Consider the following 16,362-nt stretch of genomic DNA (forward strand, 5'->3'; position numbering starts at 1 on the left):
TCCGCCGCACGGGCCAGATCCGCCCTGACCCGGCCAAGCAACACCACCAACTCACCCGACGCCTGCAGCACTGACATTGCGGGCACCACCGGGGTCGGGGGAAGAGCCCACGATTCCACCCCCGGCTCCACCGTCACGCCGGGGACAGCCCAATGCTCGACCGGGGCGGTGTGTTCGAATGTCGAGTCCATATATCAATCATCGTGCCGAACGGGATTCGAAGATAGGGCTTGACTCTAGCCACATTGTTCGAAACTATATTCGAATCTAGAGAACTGGCCACGGTGCGCACAATGGATGACAGGAAGGAGATGCGGGCGTGCGGGAGACACGATTCCTAGCCGGGAAACGCATCACAGGACGCAGAACGTCACGACCACAGAACCGCAGGACCTCACGACCTCAGGACCTCAGGACCCCACGACATCACGACCACACGACCATAGGAGCTCAGGAGCTCACGACCACAGGAGCACAGGAGCACAGGTGCTAGGCCAGAAGAGCATTCTCGTACGCAAAAACCACGATCTGCACGCGGCTCTGCAAACCAAGCTTCGCCAAGATATTGCTGACGTGCGTCTTCACCGTCGTCTCACTCACGAACGCGGCCGCCGCGATTTCTGCGTTAGACAAGCCGCGCGCGGCAAGCAGGAAGATCTCCCGCTCCCTTGGACTCAGCATGGCAATGACGCGGTCGTCGGTATCGGTCGACCGGGATCCGGGAGCGAACCGAGTGAGCAGATCCACGGTGGCCTGCGGAGCGAGCACGGATTGTCCTGCGTGAACGAGGCGAATGGCTTCGATCATGAATTCCGGGGTCGCGTCCTTGGTGATGAAGCCGCTCGCGCCTGCGCGAATAGCGCGCAGGACCGCTTCATCTCGGTGAAACGTCGTGAGCACGATCACCCGCGGCACCCTGTCGGGGTCACTTCGCTTGACAATCTCGCGGGTCGCCTCGATGCCGTCCATGACGGGCATCCGCACGTCCATCAGCACTATGTCAGGACGATGATCTTCGACCACGTCAACGGCGGCCCGTCCGTTGCGGGCCGACCCGACAAACTCGAGGTCCGCTGCCGACTCGATCACCATCTTGATGCCGGAGACGAACAAGGCCTGGTCATCCACCACGACGATACGGATCGGCTCCATCGGCGCGGTCACCGGGCCGACCGAGCACTGTCACTGCCGGTGTCGAACCCAGACCCAGCATCTGGGCCGAATCCGGATCCAGTATCTGTGCCGAGGCCCAAGCCGGTGGCCGCGTCGGTAGCCGTAGCGGAACCCCGGCCTGCGTCAGCGGTGATGCTCAGCGTGCCCGCACCCCCTTTCGCGGGGTCGGCGTAGTGGGCACGGTTCCGGTCGGCGTAGCCGCCAGCCTCTGGGTCGCGGTGGTCGAGTTTCGTGTCACTTGCCGCATCGGTAGCTTCCTCTGTCGGAAAGAATGCCGCGACGATGAAAGTCGCGTCCGATTCATCCACCTCACCCGCTGTCAACCAGCCGCCCGCCAAGCGTGCCCTGTCCTTCATTCCTCTGATTCCGTGGCCGGGAGAGAAGCCGGAAGCCACCTGCTGCGAACCATCAGAAACGTCTGGCGTTGTTCTCGCCGCACCTCGGGCGGTGGTGACAGAGAGGGCGAGGCCCGGTCCCCGCCAGTCGAACGTCACGCGCGCCGGAACGTCCGACCCGGCATGCCGCAGCGAATTGGTCAAGCTTTCTTGCAGGATGCGAAACACAGCCAGCTCCTTCGCCGGGGTAAGAGGCTTGGCCTCACCGAAGTCGCGCACTGTGACTTCCATTCCCGCAGAAGCAAGGCGAGCCAGGAGAGCGGGCAACTCGGCGAGGCTCGGCTGAGGGCCACCGGAGGGCTCCTCACGAAGCGCCTCCACAAACGCCTGCATGTCTATCAGCGCGGTGCGGGCTGCCCCCGAGATTGCCAAGAGGGCGGCATCTTTGGTGCGGATGTCGGCGCTGGGGCTGAGCCGTGCTCCATCGGCCTGCGCCGTAACGACAGTCAATGAATGCGCGAGCAGGTCGTGCACTTCGCGAGCCACCCAATCGCGCTCGCGTCCGTTGAGCACCTCGGTCTCAGCGATCGCGAGGTCTCGAGCCGTGTTCTGAAGCAGGAAGCGGCCGCGCAGCTGCATCAGGTTCAGGCGGGCGGCGAAGCCGAGCGCCCATGCACCGACGTAGAGGCCAAAGCCCATTGCCGCGACGGTGAACAAGGCGCCCGCGATATAGGTGCCTGATGACGGCTGCCCGGTCCACGACGTCCAGCGCACAGGCTCGGTCGGAAGGGGCACGACCATGAGAAACGCGACCATTACAGAAAACGGGATGCCGCAGGCGAGAGCGAGCCAGCGCACGCGCTCCCCCGGCAGCTGACCCATGACGAACGCGACGCCGATCAGCGCGAGGTAGACAGGCCAGGTCGTGGACTCCGGCAATGGAGCAAGACGCAGGCTCTGCACCAGCAGAAGAACAGCAACTATACCCAGCGCCCACAGCGGCGCGACCCGCGAGAGCGCGATCGCGAGCCCAAAACCCACCAGCAGCGGAAGCGCGCCAGCACTATGAAAACGCCCGGCTTCGGCAATGCTCCACAGCACTACAAAGATCACGGCAGCGATGGGCTCAAACCAGGGGCGGAAGCGCGAGATATGCAACGACATATCCACACGTTAGGGCCGGGGCGACGGCTCCGCTCACGCTACGCGGCTATTTCATCCCAACAGATGAGAGCGCACAGCAGACCACACAGCACCATGCAGGCCCGGCAGGCCCGGCCGACCCCGCAGACCCCGCAGACCCCGCAGACCCTGCAGACCCTGCAGACCCTGCAGACCCTGCAGACCCTGCGCGCCTACTCGGACGTCACAACCTCCCAGCCCAACAACCTGCTCGACGACGACGACACCTGCGGCTGGGGCAGGTGCTCGGGGCGGCGTCCGATATTGACGAGCTCGGGGGTGTCGTAGGCCTGGAAGTCGGCCCAGATCGCTGCCGCGTTCTCGCGGAACTGCTCCCGGGTGATGCCCCAGACGAGCCGCTGGACGCCGGTCGGAAGTCCGGACAGCTGGTGCCCGCTGATCCCCATTGTGACGCGAGCGCCTTGGGCGAAATGGTAGAGCCGGGACATCCACGGCGCAGCGGCCGCGTCCTTCGCGGTAAACGAGAAGTCGGACCCCAGGTACGGGTACCGGGCGAGTCCGGCGTTTTCCGCGCCGGGCTCTGGCTGGAAGCGGTCGCCCCAGAGCGCGATCTCGTCGACGAACGCGGCGAGTTCGGGGCGGCGATAGAGGTCGACCGTCACTCCTGTGCCCGCGATCAGGTAGTCGAAACGGTGCTCGCGGCCCGCGACATCCACCACGATTTCATCCCCGTCCATGCGGGTGGACAACCACGGAGATCCGAAACTAAGAGAGAAGTTGTCATAGGCGTAGCAGCGCCAGAGGCTCCCCTGGGTGGTCGGCTGGTCAACGTCGAGCACGCGCCGGGTGAACGCCCACTTCATCGAATCGTCCCAGTCGGCGTAGTGCTCGAGGAACGCGACCCACTCCATCCAGCGCAACGGATTTGCGCTCGGCATCGCGGCGCGCCGCATAAACGAGTCCACGCGCAGGGCACCGTTGTCGAGGGCTGTGGCCGCAGCGTCGAACGCACTGGCGCCTCCCCCGACTACCCCCACGCGTTTGCCCTTGAGCGCTGCGAAGTCGAATGCGTCGCTGGTGTGGGACCAGACCGAGCGGGGAAGGTGACCAAAAAGATTCTCCGGCACCGAAACGCCGCCCGCGCCCTCCAGACCGGTCGCGAACACGACGCGACGGGCCAGCAGCACGTCCTCTTCGCCCGCGGTGCTCGTGTGCACGAAGAACGGCCCGTCGGCGCTGGTCGGCGGATCCACCCGCAGCACCCGCGTTTCGTTGCGGACGACGATGCCCGTCACCCGTCGATAGAACGCCAGGTATTGCTGCCAGTCTTCGCGGGGAATGTAGCTGATGGCGTCCCAGCGCTCCTGCCCGAATCGCGCGACAAACCATTCATGGGGAGACAGGCTCGGGATGTCGAGGTCGGGACCCTTGAGCGTCTTCGGAGTGCGGAGCGTGTGCATCTTCGCCGTCGTCGACCACGGGCCCTCGCTGCCTGCCGCTGCCTCATCGAGCACCAGCACTCGACGCACATCCTTTCGGGCGAGCGCGAACGCGGCAGTTTGTCCGGCGTGGCCTCCGCCGATGATCAGCACGTCGAGAACGCCGTCGACCGCTGGGATCCAGTCTTTGCTGCGATAGCTCAGCAGGTCGAGCTCGTAGCGGATGCGCTCGGTAAGAATTTCGAGCCTGTGGGATGAATCGGCGAGAGGTAGCGACAAGGATCAGTCCTTCGTTTGATGGCATGGCAAAGCAGGCCACCTTTTGGGAGAACCCTCAGGGGACGAACCCCGTACCGCCAGATGCAGTGTCGATGCTAGCGAGAAGATGTTTCGTGGCTGTTTCGCGAAGCGGGGACGCGTCGCGCAATCGCGGGAACCTCGCGGATCGCGGTAAACTTCTCGGAGTCCACGCCTCTGCCGAACCCGGTTGAGGCTTTTTTTATGACTAACTTTTATCCGCCCGCCCTCCGGCTTTCCATTGCGTCGGAGTCCGATCGCGGGGTCCTCGAACAACTCTGGACGATGTTCCGCCACGAGATGTCGGCTTATTCCGGCGCGCTTCCAGACGCGCGCGGCCGGTTTCGCCAGGAACGCCTCGATAACGCACTGGGCGATTCATCCACGATCGGGTACATCGTCTGGCTGAACGAAGCGCCCGTCGGCCTCTGCATCGTTCGCGACGGCAGCCCACCGGAACGCATCATCACCAGTTTCTTCCTCGTGAACGCCGCACGCCGACTCGGCCACGGAAGAGCGGTCATTCGCGCGGTGACGGGCCAGCAACCCGGACGGTGGGCCGTTGCATTCCAGGAAGCGAACTCCGGCGCGGGAGCATTCTGGCGGAGCGTCGCAGCGGAGATGGACCCCGACTGGTCGAGCACGCGCGAACGGGTGCCCGGGCGTGACGATTTGCCCGCAGACGTGTGGATTAACTTCCGCGCACTAACGGCGGGCGGAACTCCACGCGGTGAACGTCGAGCTGCGAGCACTGGTCTTGGTAGCACTGGTCTTAGCAGGCCTGATCTTGGCAGGACCGATCGTGGCAGGACCGATCTCGGCGCGCCCGATCTTGGCGGACCTGATCCGTCCAAACCTCTTGGGACTGCCTAGGAGACCAACCGCTGCCGCGAGCCGTGGCCGACGCCGGCGCCAGAGCGGGCGCCAGAGCCGACGCCAGAGCCAGAGCCGGCCGGCTCCGCGTCGCGTTCGGTTCGCGTGATCTCCTCCCAGACCTCGTCCAGCGAAAGACCGAGCACCTCCGCGATCGCGGCGATCGTTGGGAAGGCGGGCGTCGCGACGCGGCCCGTCTCGATCTTGCGGAGAGTCTCCGGCGAGACGCGTGCATCGAGCGCCGTTTCAAGCATCGAACGGTCTCCCCTAGCTCGGCGAAGAAGGGCACCGAGGCGCTGTCCGCGCTCGACTTCTGCGGGAGTGAGGGGCAATCTGACCATGGGTCCGATACTACTCCCCGGGATAATATGACCGGGACAATATGGCCGGTATAGTTATTGCATGATCGAAATTCTGACTCCCCGGGAACTGAACCGAGCGAGAGAGACCGGGGCCCTTGTTGCCAGCATTCTGCAGACGCTGAAGACCCGGAGCGTGGTGGGCACGAACCTCCTCGACATTGATCGCTGGGCGAAAGCGCTGATCCTGGAGGCCGAAGCGCAATCCTGCTACGTCGACTACGCACCATCCTTCGGGCGCGGCCCATTCGGGCACTACATCTGCACCGCGGTCAACGACGCCGTGCTGCACGGACTGCCCCACGACTACGCCCTCGCCGACGGCGATCTGCTCACCCTTGATCTCGCCGTGACCAAAGACGGTATGGCCGCAGACTCCGCGATCAGCTTCCTCGTGGGCGAATCTCGACCCGAGGGGAGTGTCGCGATGATCCTCGCCACCGAACTCGCGTTGGCCGCGGGGATTGCCGCCGCACAGCCCGGCGCCCGCATCGGCGACATCTCGCACGCCATCGGCTCGGTGCTCAGCGAGGCGGGGTACCCCATCAATGTCGAGTTCGGCGGTCACGGCATCGGATCGACCATGCACCAGGACCCGCATGTGTCCAACACCGGGCGCCCCGGGCGCGGGTACACGCTGCGTCCTGGTCTGCTGCTCGCGCTGGAGCCGTGGGTCATGGCGGACACCGACGAGCTCGTCACGGATCCCGATGGCTGGACACTCAGGAGTGCAACCGGTGCCCGAACAGCGCACAGCGAACACACCATCGCCATCACCGTCGACGGCGCCGAGATACTCACTCTGCCTGCCGCACCCGCAGGCGCACCACGGTAAGTCATGATGCTTCAGTGAGGCGGATGTCGCGCTGACCAGGCATCCGCCTCGGTGACCACGGGGAGCTCCACCCAGAGGCGGAGATTCATCAACCGGAGGATGATTCACGCCCGAATCGGCGCTGTGCCGCTTCGGCGCGCTGGAGACTGAGCGGGTGAATAACCGCGTCCGAACTCTCGCCGCCCTGATGGTCGCCGCAACAACACTGGCCTTGGCGGGCTGCTCCCTGTGGGAACCTCCCGCGGCGGTGAAAGAAGTGGCCGAGGAGTTGGTGACGCAGATCCGCGAGATTGACGGGGTAGCCAGTGCCGAGGTGGAAGTGCGCAGCCGCGATCCGAAAGATCACCACAACGACTGGATTCTGTCCTTCGCCGTCACCGCCACTAACTCCGCCGGGCTCGAGCCGCTGCCGCCGGCGGTTGGCAGGGTCGTCGCCAGCGCGAGCTTCAGCGTCTACGCCGCGTATGCGACGCTCACAGTGCCCGCCCGCATCGGAATCGCCGAAGTGGTTCTGCAGGACCTCGGCGCTGAGTCGGTGGTCGCCGCCGAGCGGCTGCGCGCGATTCCGGAGGTCGAGGCTGTAAGGGTGGGCGGCACCGCCAGCGGCACATCCGTCACGGCGCGGCCGGGTGCCAGCCTTCCGCAGATCGCCGCGTCACTTCGCGCGGTCGACGGTTTCGGTGTGCACGAGCCTCTCCTCACCGCCGCGGTGCAGTGGACAAGTGCCGCGCCTCAGGCTTATCGCTGGGCAATGGTGGGCGCCGCCACACCGGGGGTCGAGATGCTCGACGTGCTGCAGCGACTCGGCGACGATTCATCCGTCGACCGCATATATGCCACCCAGAGCGTGGCCTGGGGTGATCTCGGCGACGCGCCGTATCTCCGGCCGAGCATCTCGATCGAGGCGGATGATCCGGAATCCGTGGTCGAGCTGTTGACGGCAACCCGCGATGCCGCCGCAGAGGCGGGATCCGCGCCGCGTACGGGATTTCGCGTCACCTCGGCCGGCGGCGGAGAGCTCAGCGGATTCGTCGGCCTGCCCCTCGGAGCTCCCGAACCCCAAGACCTGCCGGCTCCCCCGGAGCCCGAGGCAGACGCCGCTGCGCCGCTACCCGCCGGCGGCGCCACCGCGCCAGCCGAGTGGGTTCCGAGCGACGATCCTGCGGTCCTCGCGCAACTGGACGTGCTCACCGCCGAGGTGGCAGCGTTCCTCGACAACACGGAGCGGATCGCGGGAGTCACGGCCGAGCACACGGTGCGGGCCGAACAGTGTTCCCAGGCAAGCGGAACAAGCATCCGCGGCGATATCGTGCTGCCCATCTTCGAGGTGACCGACAGCGCGGACGAGGCGTTCGCCGCGATCACAGCGGATTGGGTGAGCAACGGCCTGGTGCAGTCCGACCGCGCGCTCGGACTCGACATTTACGGCACTCAGCTTCTCGACGCCACCGTCACCGGCGCGACGATACGCGGCACGACCGACGGCATCTCGATCAGCGCTAACTCGGCCTGCGTGAGCTAAGGGGCCACTTCAGTCGCGTTTGTTGTGTACGGAGTGGTCGCTCTCAGAGGCATCCGAACCGAGTGGGCTACCGTAGATGCACGCAGTCCGCGAGATATCGGCGGTTCACGAGATATCCGCGGTCCGCGTCGCCAGGACCAACAAACCCGACAGGACCCGTGATGAGCCCAGCACCGTCAGCACCGCACACGCCGACAGGGCGCCCCCACGCCATCCGCCGACGCACAGCGGCGCTTATCCTCGGGACGGTTCTCGGCGCCGCGATGCTCAGCGGCTGTTCCCAGATCGACGACGCCGTTGCATCCGATCTCCAGCAGTCTGTGCAACTGGTCGCGAACCACTCGGCCGGCTCCGACACTGCTGCCGCGCTCGCCGAACTGGACGCCCTGCAGCAGAAGCTCGACTCCGCCCGCGCCGATGGTGGCGTCAGCGCCGAACGTGCCGATGCGATCCAGGAAGGCCTTGATCTCGTCAGGGCAGACCTCGACGCTCTGGTTGCGAAGGCGGCGGAAGAGGAAGCAGAAGCCAGGGCCGCGGTCGAGGCTCAGGAGGCTGCGGACGCCGCTGCCGCGAAGGCTCAGGCAGATGCAGACGCAGCTGCGAAGGCTCAAGCGGATGCGGAGGCGAAAGCTGCAGCGGATGCGGCAGCCGCCGCTGAGGCCGCGGCCGAAGAAGCGAGGCAGGCCGCCGAAAACGCAGCGGATGAACAGAGCGATGACAACTCGGACAACGAAAACAAGCCCGACAAGGAAGAAAAGCCCGACAAGGACGAGTGACCGCGACGCGGGCTCGCGTGCTGAATAAGCGTGCTGCGGACGCGTGCCCGATAATGGAATGCCAGTGATCATGAAGGGGGCGCCGTGATCTCGATCGCCTACGTGAGTGCAGCAACAGACACGATGACGGATGACGATGTGGCCGCGATCCTGGTGCAGGCGCGGGCGAACAACCTGGGGCTCGGGCTGACCGGCGCGCTGCTGTACCACCGCGGGCGCTTCATCCAGATTCTCGAGGGCCCCGCCGAACAGGTGCACGCCCGCTACGACATCATCGCGGCGGACCCCCGACACCGCAGCGTGCAAAAGATCAGCGAGAAGTTCATCGCGGAACGGCAATTCCCCGAGTGGACGATGGGTTTTAGACCGCTGTCGGATGACTCGTTCAAAACGCTCACCGGATTTGACGACTTCTTCGACGCACGAACCGGACGATCCCGGCTCAAATACGCCGAGAACGAAGCAGCGCAGTTTCTCGAGTGGCTCGCCGAGTACTGGCTGTCTCGCGCCTGAGCACGCTCAAGCCGCTGGCCAACCCGGTGCCCGGCTCGCTGCCAAGCGCTACCCAGCCCGCTGCACGTCCGCGGCGAACCCCGCCGACCGTACCCGCAGTGTTTCGATGCGCTGGAGCGTCGCCGCCGCAACGTCGAAGCCGAGATACGCCGGCGGCACGGGCTTGCGCACGTTGCGCGAGCACTGAAACTCGTCGCAGATCAGCGTGCCGAGCGTATTGCCGTTCCGCCCCGCGGCGCCAACCCGCTTCGCACTGTAGAACACGACGTCGTTCGGCAACTTCACGTCCTGGCACCACGTGCACTGCGCCCGGCGACGCGGCGACGCCTCGGACTGCTTGAGCACAATCCCCACGAACTCCCCGTCCACCGGAACGACGATGTAGGCACGGCGTGCCAGCCTCGGGTCGCGCCAGCCGAAGTAGTCGAGCTCGTCCCACTTCACGTCGCCGAATCCTCCCGGCAGGGTGATGTCGGCAATTTCCTTGCGGGATGCGTTGACGAACAACGTCGTGATGGTTGCGTCAGTCAGGGGGAGCATTCAGTTTCTCAATCGATCGATGTGGCGGATGCCGCGGCCGCCGGCCAATGGCGCAGCGAGGTGTCCACGGCGTCAAGAACACGGGCCCAGCTCTCGGCCGCCGGAGGGGCCGAATGGTCAAATCCGCCGCCGGCCTCGAGAGCGACGAACCCGTTGATGGCACTCCCGAGCAGGCGCACGGCGTGCACCTCGTCAGTCGCGGACAGCCCGTACTCCCGCATGATGGCCCGAGCGGCTCGCGCGATCCTCGGCCCGGCGCTTGCGGCGGCGACATCAGGGGCCAGCTGCCGCCCCGCCGCTTGCCAACGCCCGGGATGAGCCCGCGCGTAGTCACGGTGCGCGTTCGCGAAGGCGAACAGGGCGCTCCGACCTGCCTTGCCGGGGAGCGTCTCGGCGAGCAGGTCCGACAGCTCTTTCAGCGCGAACTGCGCGGTGTGGTCGAGAAGGCGGTCGAGACCGGCAACGTGCGAGTAGACGCTCGCCGGTTGCGCCCCGAAGCGGCGGGCCAGGGCAGAGATACTGACCGCGGCAAGCCCCTCTTCGTCGGCCAGCTCGGCCGCAGCGCTCACCAAGCGAGCCTCGGTCATCCCTGGCCTCTTCATCCGCTCCCCTAACATTCGTAGTTAATAAACTACAGCCTATAGGAAATCCGAAAGCCACGCCGAGCGGTGTGGACGCGGCGGAAAAGTTAGCTTAGGCTAACCTCAGACGGCGGGACATCCACTCCCGGTCGGCTTTTCTCGTCCAGCACACGACCACAAGGCAGACCCTCATGGCCCAAGCACTCGCCTCAGACAAGGCCGTCCGCCCCACCGACGTTCGCGTGCAGCGACTCTGGGTCGTGCGCACCGAGCGTCTCAGCAGCAGCTTCGTGCGCGTCACGATCGGTTCTAACGAGGCCGACTTCGAGTTCGCCTCGGTCGGCTATGACCAGTGGTTGCGCCTGTTTTTGCCGGTGGATGCCACGGCGCCACTCGCCCTCCCCCACGGTGATTGCGAGGGGTGGTATTCCCGCCTGCTCGCGATGCCCGATCACACTCGTCCCCTGGTGCGTAACTACACCGTGCGCGACGCTCGCCAGAGCGAGCTCGGCTGGGAGATTGACATCGACTTCGTGGTGCACCGATCCGCAACGACCGGACTGATCGAGGGCGTCGGCGCCAACTGGGCACTGAATGCGCAGCCCGGCTCCCCGCTCGGCATGCTCGACCAGGGCCGTATCTTCGCGCCGGAAGACGCGACGGGCTCCGTCGTGATCGTCGCCGACGAGAGCGGCCTGCCCGGCGTAGAAGGAATTCTCCGTAGCCTCGCCCCGGGAGCGAACGCGACGCTGCTGCTCGAGGTGCCCCACGGAGACGACGTTCGCGCGCTGAGTTCGAACGCGACCATTGACGTCGAATGGATCATCCGCTCAGATTCCCCCACGCACGCCCATGCGCTTGCCGGTACGGCGGCGTTGGAGCGGCTGGACGCACTCACCCTCGACCCCACCGGATACGTGTACGCCGTGGGCGAGGCGTCTTTCGTTCTGGCGGCCCGCAAACGCGCCCAGCACGCGGGGCTACCCAAGGGCGCAATCGACTTCTGCGCCTACTGGCGTCCGGAACGACGCTCGCTGCGCAGGCGCGCCGCCTAGGAAGTCGATCCCCGCACATGCCGCCCCGCACGAACGGCCCGGAACAACCGGCCTTCCGGTCATGACGACTCATGTTGTCTTTCTCCAGGGTGGCGGCGCGGGTGCCCACGCAGCGGATGCGCTGCTCGCGGAGAGCCTTGGCCGGCATCTGGGCGCCGGGTACATAGTGGACATCCCGCTGATGCCCAATGAGGACGAGCCCGATGATGAGATTTGGCTACCAGAGATCGGTGAGGCTATCGCTCGGGCAGGCTCACGGCGGGGCCCTGCAGACAGCGATTCTGGAGGCATTGACTCTGGAGGCATTGAGTCTGCAGGCACTGATTTAGTAGATGCTGAGTCGATCGTGCTGGTCGGGCATTCACTCGGCGGGTACCTTCTCCTCAAGTACCTCAGCGATAACCACCTCATCGCTGACCACGCGAGCGAACGCCGCGCAAACCACCTGCCCGGGCGGAGGATCGCCGCGGTCTGCGTCATCGCGGCTCCGTTCCCCGGCGGCGATCCTGCGTGGACCTTCGACGGCTTCGAGCTCCCGCGCAATCTCGGTGCGCTCCTGCCCGCAGAGGCGGCGGTGTTGCTGTACGCGAGCGAAGACGACGCCATCGTGCCGTTCGCGCATCGTGACCTGTACGCTGCGGCGATTCCTCAGGCGATCACGCGCACCACGTTCGGAGGGCATCAGTTGGCCAACGACCTGCAGGTGGTCGCCGCCGACATCCGCTCAATCATCGACGCACTTAGCGCGAGGTAACGCCCGCGATCCGTTCGAGTGCCGCACGCAGGATCGCCTCGGCGGGATCCTCGAGGACGTGGTGGTTCAGGTAGACGCCCTCGAGCCAAGACAGAACCTCGGCCTTATCGAGGCCCACAGCCGTCCAGTCGACGCGGGGTTCCGCCTTGGAGCGGGGCTCCCCGCTGCGCGGGTCAAGCCACGCTCGGGCGATCGTGATGTCGGGGTCGATGGACTGGTCGGGATTCCACAGCAAAACGATCGGGTGATGATTGCCGTCGACGTGCTCGTTCTCGACGTGGCCGGAGCCGAGCCACGGCAGCAGGAACAGCTCGCCTTCCATCTCCACTTCAACGATTTCAAGCGGCACCGGGCCCGTTTCGCGCGCATAGACGCTGAGGCCCGCGGCATGCCAGTCGGCGGCTTCTTGCGCATCGCTGATCAGATCGGGCAGCAGAGGGTAGATGTGCGCCATCAGGTGAGCGGACCAGAGCACGAGTGCGTCGGTGTCGGCCGCACCCCACGGGCTCCTGGTGCTGCCCTCCTCGTCCTCGCCGCGGTGGAAGTGGTACTCGACGCCCTCTTCCGTCGCCTCGACGTGAAGCTGACCGTCTTCGAACTCGACGTACAGGGCCGCGACCTTGTTCTCTTCGTCCCAGTCGGCATCGAGGTCGGGGTGCATGAAGCGGCGCGGCAACGGAGGGGTCTCCAAAGGCAGCTGGCCGAGGTCGAGCACCGCACGGAATGTCGAGTTCGGCAAACGCAGGGTCGGATCAGTCACAAATTACTCCGTCGATGATGTCGACAACGAGACTATCGGATGCCGCGCAAGTCGCCGCCTGACTAGAATTTGAGGTATGCATAGCTTCGAGCGGATGATGGCACTGGGCACGTCAATGGTCCTCGCTGCGACCCTCGCCGGATGCACTCCCTCAACGCGGGAGGGCGAGCCGACGCGCGACAAGCCTTCGCCCAGCGAACCCCCGCAGGTCGAGCCCACCGAGAGCACCCCGGCCGAGAGCACCCCGGCCGAGGTCACCAGCATCACTATGAAGGCGAACGGCATCACGCTCCTGTCGAGCGATGACTCGTCCGTCACGTACGACTACTTCTCTTCGGTGGAACCGCTGGTTGCAGCGCTGTCTGGCGGGTTTGGGTATGACCCCGAGATCATCCGGCACGAGCCCGACGTAGAACCAGCCAAGAGTACGGAGTACGCCTGGGGCGGATTCAGCGTGCACGACGCGGATGGCGATGGGATCGCGCCCTTCTACGAAAACTTCCGGGTGGCCACCACCACACGGGCTGTCGAGAGCGCCGCAGGGACAACGGTGACGATCGGGGCGGGCGACGGCATCGAGGTCGGCCGTTCAGCTCCCGAACTCGCGGCGGCATACCCCGACACGGCCCAGAACGTCGCCGCGCCGGGAGAGCCCGAACGCCTCGTTACTTCGGTGGATGTCACGCCGCTACCAACCGAGGGGGAGAACGACCGCGGTCTGTACACGTTCTCGGTCGGCCTCACCGCCGATGATCCGAACGATGCCATCACGCGGATGATTGCACCGTCACCCAACTTCGGCTCCTGAGGCGGGCGTACGAAACAACCGCGGCATCCGGTTTGTGCCCACCGCCACGACTGTCAGATCGCCCGTAATTTTGGCTTGACTCGTCCCCTGGGGCAGAACCCACGCTGGTATCAGGACAGGATGAGGGGTGAAGGTCACCCCCGCTACGCAGTCCTGAAGTGGCCAACCGCTCGATCGATATCCCGTGGAGGACGTGTGAACGAGAACGATCCCACACTCACCATCGGAGTGTTCGCCCGGCGGTCACGGCTGTCGGTGAAGGCGCTACGGCTCTACGAGAGCCGCGGCGTGCTCAGGCCGGACGCCGTGGACACCTCTACGGGGTACCGGCGTTACCGCGAAAGCCAGCTGCGCGACGCGCGGCTGGTGCGGCTTCTGCGCCGGCTGGACATGCCGATGGTCGAGGTGGCGGCGATCCTCTCCGCCCCGCGGCACGCCCGAGCCGAGCTCGTGCGCCAGCATGCCCTCGCCGCGGCGGAACGGGCGCGGCACCAGAGCAATCTTGCCGAGCTGCTTCAGAGCGTTATGTCCGGAGGAAAGGACACATATCCCATGTACACAATCTCCACACGCGAGGTTCCCGAGCAGACGGTGCTCACCGAGCAGCGGAATGTCACCGCCGACGCCCTGCCAGGGTTCATCGCCGACGCGGGCGGCCGGCAGCTCGCGGCGCTCACCACCGCGGGCGGACCATTCGGTTCCTCGATGGTGATCTACCACGGCGATGTCACCGAAGACAGCGACGGCCCGGTCGAAGTCTGCAGCCCAATACCCGCGGGTGTCGCCGAGACGGTGTCTCTCCCGTCACGCGTCGACCCGTCTCACCGCGAAGCATTCACCCGCATCACCAAGGCGCAGGTGCGTTTTCCGGACGTGCTCTCGGCGTACGACGCCGTGGAAAGCTGGATCGCGCGTAACGGCGAGCGGGTGGCGGGCCCACCCCGCGAGGTGTATTTTGCGGACCTGATGCAGGCGGATGATGGCGCGGAAGTCGCTGACATCGCCTTCCCCATCGCGTCGAAATAGTCGGGGCCGCGGGCGGCGGGCCGCGCCTACTCGAGCGCCGCCCGTGCCTCCACGGCGAGGCGATCGGCTTCCTCGGCGGCTTCGCGCGCTCGTTTCTGCTCGGCGGCGAGCTCCCGGGACTCCCGTTCGAGCGTCGTCAGCTGGGTCTCCGTCGCCTCGAGCCGCTGCTCGAGGTTCGCGATTTCTTCGTTGAGCGCGTCCCTGCGCTCCTCGAGCCGGATGCCCCGCTTGATCACTTTCTCAAGCTCGGCTGCCGCAGACCCGGCTTCGCGATCCAGGCGCTCGGCTTGCTTCCGCGCCTCGGCCCGGCGCCTGGCCACCGCGATGTCTACCGGCGGGCGCGGAGATGTGCTCGCCGCCGCCCGGGTTCCGACGTCGGGGGCGGCAACGGCGTCTGCCAGATCTACCTCCTCGAAGCCCGTGGCGCTCAACGCGCGAACGAGACGGCCGCTGGTGACAGCGGCCGCGGCATCCGCATCAACGGTTCCCGCCTGAAGGCACTGCTCGACTTCGTTCAGTACGGCGGCACTCGGTTTGGCGCCCGCCGCGGTCGCCAGGCTGGCCCCCTCGGCGATCAGCTCGCGCACCTCATCCCGACGCTGCGTGCTCAGCCGACCGAGTTCGCCCCGGTCGAGGGCCGCCTGGGCCAGACGCATCGACGCGCCCAAAGCCATGAGGCCGCGCATCCGCTCGGCCCGCTCTCGCGCCAACAGGTTGACGATCCACGCGGCCGGCGACGGTTTACGCAGCGCTCCCACCTGCTGGGCAAGGACTGCGTCGATCGATCGGAGGTCTTTCACGCGCGCGGTGCGGGCGGCGGTGAACTCTCTCGGATCAAGCCCGTACAGCTCCGCGGCAACGGCACGAAGGGACAACACAGCGAGCGAGTCGGACATACACTCCATACTGTCCCGCGCACGGGATCGCGGCCAGTGCCTCGGGCAACCTCACGGTAGCGGGATCAGGTCCTTTTCTCGCGGCTCGAGCGCGCGCACGACCCTGGCGGGGTTGCCCACGGCGATCACGCCGGCGGGAACATCTTTGGTCACCACCGAGCCGGCCCCAATGACGCTGCCGGCCCCAATCGTCACCCCCGGGCAGACCACCACGTTGCCGCCGAGCCACACGTCGTCGCCGATGGTGATCGGGGAGACGAACTCGTAGCCAGCGCGACGCTCCTCGACATCGAGCGCATGGGTCGGGGTGTAGAGGCGCACACTTGGCCCGACGAGCACGTTGTTACCGATGGTGATGGTGCCGCCGCCGAGCGTCAGAAAGTCTGCGTTGATGAACGTGTTGTCGCCCACGTGGAGTTGCGAGCCGTAGTCCATGTTGATCGGCGGCCGAAAGTCGAGGCCGACGCCTGCGGAACCGAGAATGCTCAGGAGCAGGTTCTGGGCGGCGTCGCGATCCTCGTCGAACAGGGCGGTGATCTTGCGGCAGGTGCTCTGCGTCTTCATCGTCATCTCGGCGAGTTCGGGGCCGGAGCGGTAGCGATACCAGTCCCCCGCCACCATCTTGTCGAACTCGCTGCGATCGGTGTCTGGGGTGGGTATTTCAGTCCTTGCCATGC

19 protein-coding genes are annotated in these 16,362 nt (G+C 66.0%); 9 read left to right on the plus strand and 10 right to left on the minus strand.

Features of this window, described 5'->3' with window-relative positions; genetic code table 11:
- From B0I08_RS08055 to B0I08_RS08070, 4 genes are all read right to left on the minus strand, one after another.
- On the minus strand, window positions 1-191 hold a 191-nt coding region (locus B0I08_RS08055; RefSeq protein WP_146134359.1), incomplete at its 3' end, for a hypothetical protein.
- 298 nt (window positions 192-489) lie between these two features.
- A complete protein-coding gene (locus B0I08_RS08060) occupies window positions 490-1,152 on the minus strand; it encodes a response regulator (RefSeq protein ID WP_106212258.1) in 663 nt (220 codons plus the stop codon).
- Window positions 1,153-1,160: 8 nt separating this feature from the next.
- Complete coding sequence (locus B0I08_RS08065) at window positions 1,161-2,672, minus strand: sensor histidine kinase (RefSeq protein ID WP_106211663.1); 1,512 nt, start codon at window positions 2,670-2,672, stop codon at window positions 1,161-1,163.
- Window positions 2,673-2,863: 191 nt separating this feature from the next.
- Window positions 2,864-4,369, minus strand: coding sequence for an NAD(P)-binding domain-containing protein (locus tag B0I08_RS08070; protein ID WP_106211665.1), 1,506 nt, complete (start codon window positions 4,367-4,369; stop codon window positions 2,864-2,866).
- Between the two features lie 222 nt (window positions 4,370-4,591).
- Between B0I08_RS08070 and B0I08_RS08075 the strand changes: the two genes are divergently transcribed.
- A complete protein-coding gene (locus tag B0I08_RS08075; protein WP_106211667.1) occupies window positions 4,592-5,260 on the plus strand; it encodes a GNAT family N-acetyltransferase in 669 nt (222 codons plus the stop codon).
- Here the strand turns inward: B0I08_RS08075 and B0I08_RS08080 are convergent.
- Window positions 5,257-5,601, minus strand: coding sequence for a helix-turn-helix domain-containing protein (locus tag B0I08_RS08080; protein WP_106211669.1), 345 nt, complete (start codon window positions 5,599-5,601; stop codon window positions 5,257-5,259). The genes B0I08_RS08075 and B0I08_RS08080 overlap by 4 nt on opposite strands.
- 61 nt (window positions 5,602-5,662) lie before the next feature.
- Between B0I08_RS08080 and map the strand changes: the two genes are divergently transcribed.
- The 4 genes from map (at window position 5,663) to B0I08_RS08100 (ending at window position 9,265) form a co-directional block, all read left to right on the plus strand.
- Window positions 5,663-6,454: a type I methionyl aminopeptidase gene (gene map, locus B0I08_RS08085; protein WP_106211671.1), complete on the plus strand. Its 792-nt coding sequence runs from the start codon at window positions 5,663-5,665 to the stop codon at window positions 6,452-6,454.
- Between the two features lie 154 nt (window positions 6,455-6,608).
- Window positions 6,609-7,976: a hypothetical protein gene (locus B0I08_RS08090; protein ID WP_146134360.1), complete on the plus strand. Its 1,368-nt coding sequence runs from the start codon at window positions 6,609-6,611 to the stop codon at window positions 7,974-7,976.
- Between the two features lie 161 nt (window positions 7,977-8,137).
- Window positions 8,138-8,752, plus strand: coding sequence for a hypothetical protein (locus tag B0I08_RS17755; RefSeq protein ID WP_181243335.1), 615 nt, complete (start codon window positions 8,138-8,140; stop codon window positions 8,750-8,752).
- A gap of 84 nt (window positions 8,753-8,836) precedes the next feature.
- Entirely contained in the window at window positions 8,837-9,265 is a 429-nt protein-coding gene (locus B0I08_RS08100) for a BLUF domain-containing protein (protein ID WP_106211677.1), read from the plus strand.
- Window positions 9,266-9,313: 48 nt separating this feature from the next.
- Here B0I08_RS08100 and B0I08_RS08105 read toward each other — a convergent pair whose 3' ends face one another.
- Together B0I08_RS08105 and B0I08_RS08110 are read right to left on the minus strand one after the other, a co-directional pair.
- Window positions 9,314-9,805 carry an FBP domain-containing protein gene (locus B0I08_RS08105; RefSeq protein WP_106211679.1) on the minus strand — a complete coding sequence of 164 codons (492 nt, stop codon included), beginning with the start codon at window positions 9,803-9,805 and terminating at the stop codon, window positions 9,314-9,316.
- A gap of 8 nt (window positions 9,806-9,813) precedes the next feature.
- Complete coding sequence (locus B0I08_RS08110; RefSeq protein ID WP_245884705.1) at window positions 9,814-10,392, minus strand: TetR/AcrR family transcriptional regulator; 579 nt, start codon at window positions 10,390-10,392, stop codon at window positions 9,814-9,816.
- Window positions 10,393-10,577: 185 nt separating this feature from the next.
- On the opposite strand from B0I08_RS08110, the gene B0I08_RS08115 reads away from it, so the two are divergent.
- Window positions 10,578-11,441, plus strand: a complete 864-nt coding sequence (locus B0I08_RS08115; RefSeq protein WP_106211683.1) for a siderophore-interacting protein — start codon at window positions 10,578-10,580, stop codon at window positions 11,439-11,441.
- Window positions 11,442-11,502: 61 nt separating this feature from the next.
- Window positions 11,503-12,195, plus strand: a complete 693-nt coding sequence (locus B0I08_RS08120; RefSeq protein WP_106211685.1) for an alpha/beta fold hydrolase — start codon at window positions 11,503-11,505, stop codon at window positions 12,193-12,195.
- On the opposite strand, the gene B0I08_RS08125 is transcribed toward B0I08_RS08120, so the two are convergent.
- Window positions 12,182-12,955 (minus strand): glycosyltransferase family protein, encoded by a 774-nt coding sequence (locus B0I08_RS08125; protein WP_106211687.1) that lies wholly within the window; start codon window positions 12,953-12,955, stop codon window positions 12,182-12,184. The genes B0I08_RS08120 and B0I08_RS08125 overlap by 14 nt on opposite strands.
- A gap of 76 nt (window positions 12,956-13,031) precedes the next feature.
- Between B0I08_RS08125 and B0I08_RS08130 the strand changes: the two genes are divergently transcribed.
- Window positions 13,032-13,763: a hypothetical protein gene (locus B0I08_RS08130; RefSeq protein WP_146134361.1), complete on the plus strand. Its 732-nt coding sequence runs from the start codon at window positions 13,032-13,034 to the stop codon at window positions 13,761-13,763.
- Between the two features lie 195 nt (window positions 13,764-13,958).
- Window positions 13,959-14,789, plus strand: a complete 831-nt coding sequence (locus tag B0I08_RS08135; RefSeq protein ID WP_219905634.1) for a MerR family transcriptional regulator — start codon at window positions 13,959-13,961, stop codon at window positions 14,787-14,789.
- Window positions 14,790-14,815: 26 nt separating this feature from the next.
- Here B0I08_RS08135 and B0I08_RS08140 read toward each other — a convergent pair whose 3' ends face one another.
- Complete coding sequence (locus B0I08_RS08140; protein ID WP_106211693.1) at window positions 14,816-15,685, minus strand: transposase; 870 nt, start codon at window positions 15,683-15,685, stop codon at window positions 14,816-14,818.
- A gap of 51 nt (window positions 15,686-15,736) precedes the next feature.
- Window positions 15,737-16,360, minus strand: a complete 624-nt coding sequence (locus B0I08_RS08145; protein WP_245884706.1) for a sugar O-acetyltransferase — start codon at window positions 16,358-16,360, stop codon at window positions 15,737-15,739.
- Window positions 16,361-16,362 lie beyond the last annotated feature (2 nt).

Source organism: Glaciihabitans tibetensis (assembly GCF_003003265.1).
GTDB lineage: Bacteria > Actinomycetota > Actinomycetes > Actinomycetales > Microbacteriaceae > Glaciihabitans > Glaciihabitans tibetensis.

Coding starts and splice junctions, on each gene's coding strand:
- B0I08_RS08120 (WP_106211685.1), top strand. CDS start 11,503: ATGACGACTCATGTTGTCTTTCTCCAGGGTGGCGGCGCGGGTGCCCAC.
- B0I08_RS08140 (WP_106211693.1), bottom strand. CDS start 15,685: ATGTCCGACTCGCTCGCTGTGTTGTCCCTTCGTGCCGTTGCCGCGGAG.
- B0I08_RS08060 (WP_106212258.1), bottom strand. CDS start 1,152: ATGGAGCCGATCCGTATCGTCGTGGTGGATGACCAGGCCTTGTTCGTC.
- B0I08_RS08145 (WP_245884706.1), bottom strand. CDS start 16,360: ATGGCAAGGACTGAAATACCCACCCCAGACACCGATCGCAGCGAGTTC.
- B0I08_RS08110 (WP_245884705.1), bottom strand. CDS start 10,392: ATGACCGAGGCTCGCTTGGTGAGCGCTGCGGCCGAGCTGGCCGACGAA.
- map (WP_106211671.1), top strand. CDS start 5,663: ATGATCGAAATTCTGACTCCCCGGGAACTGAACCGAGCGAGAGAGACC.
- B0I08_RS08115 (WP_106211683.1), top strand. CDS start 10,578: ATGGCCCAAGCACTCGCCTCAGACAAGGCCGTCCGCCCCACCGACGTT.
- B0I08_RS08105 (WP_106211679.1), bottom strand. CDS start 9,805: ATGCTCCCCCTGACTGACGCAACCATCACGACGTTGTTCGTCAACGCA.
- B0I08_RS08075 (WP_106211667.1), top strand. CDS start 4,592: ATGACTAACTTTTATCCGCCCGCCCTCCGGCTTTCCATTGCGTCGGAG.
- B0I08_RS08130 (WP_146134361.1), top strand. CDS start 13,032: ATGCATAGCTTCGAGCGGATGATGGCACTGGGCACGTCAATGGTCCTC.
- B0I08_RS17755 (WP_181243335.1), top strand. CDS start 8,138: ATGAGCCCAGCACCGTCAGCACCGCACACGCCGACAGGGCGCCCCCAC.
- B0I08_RS08065 (WP_106211663.1), bottom strand. CDS start 2,672: ATGTCGTTGCATATCTCGCGCTTCCGCCCCTGGTTTGAGCCCATCGCT.
- B0I08_RS08080 (WP_106211669.1), bottom strand. CDS start 5,601: ATGGTCAGATTGCCCCTCACTCCCGCAGAAGTCGAGCGCGGACAGCGC.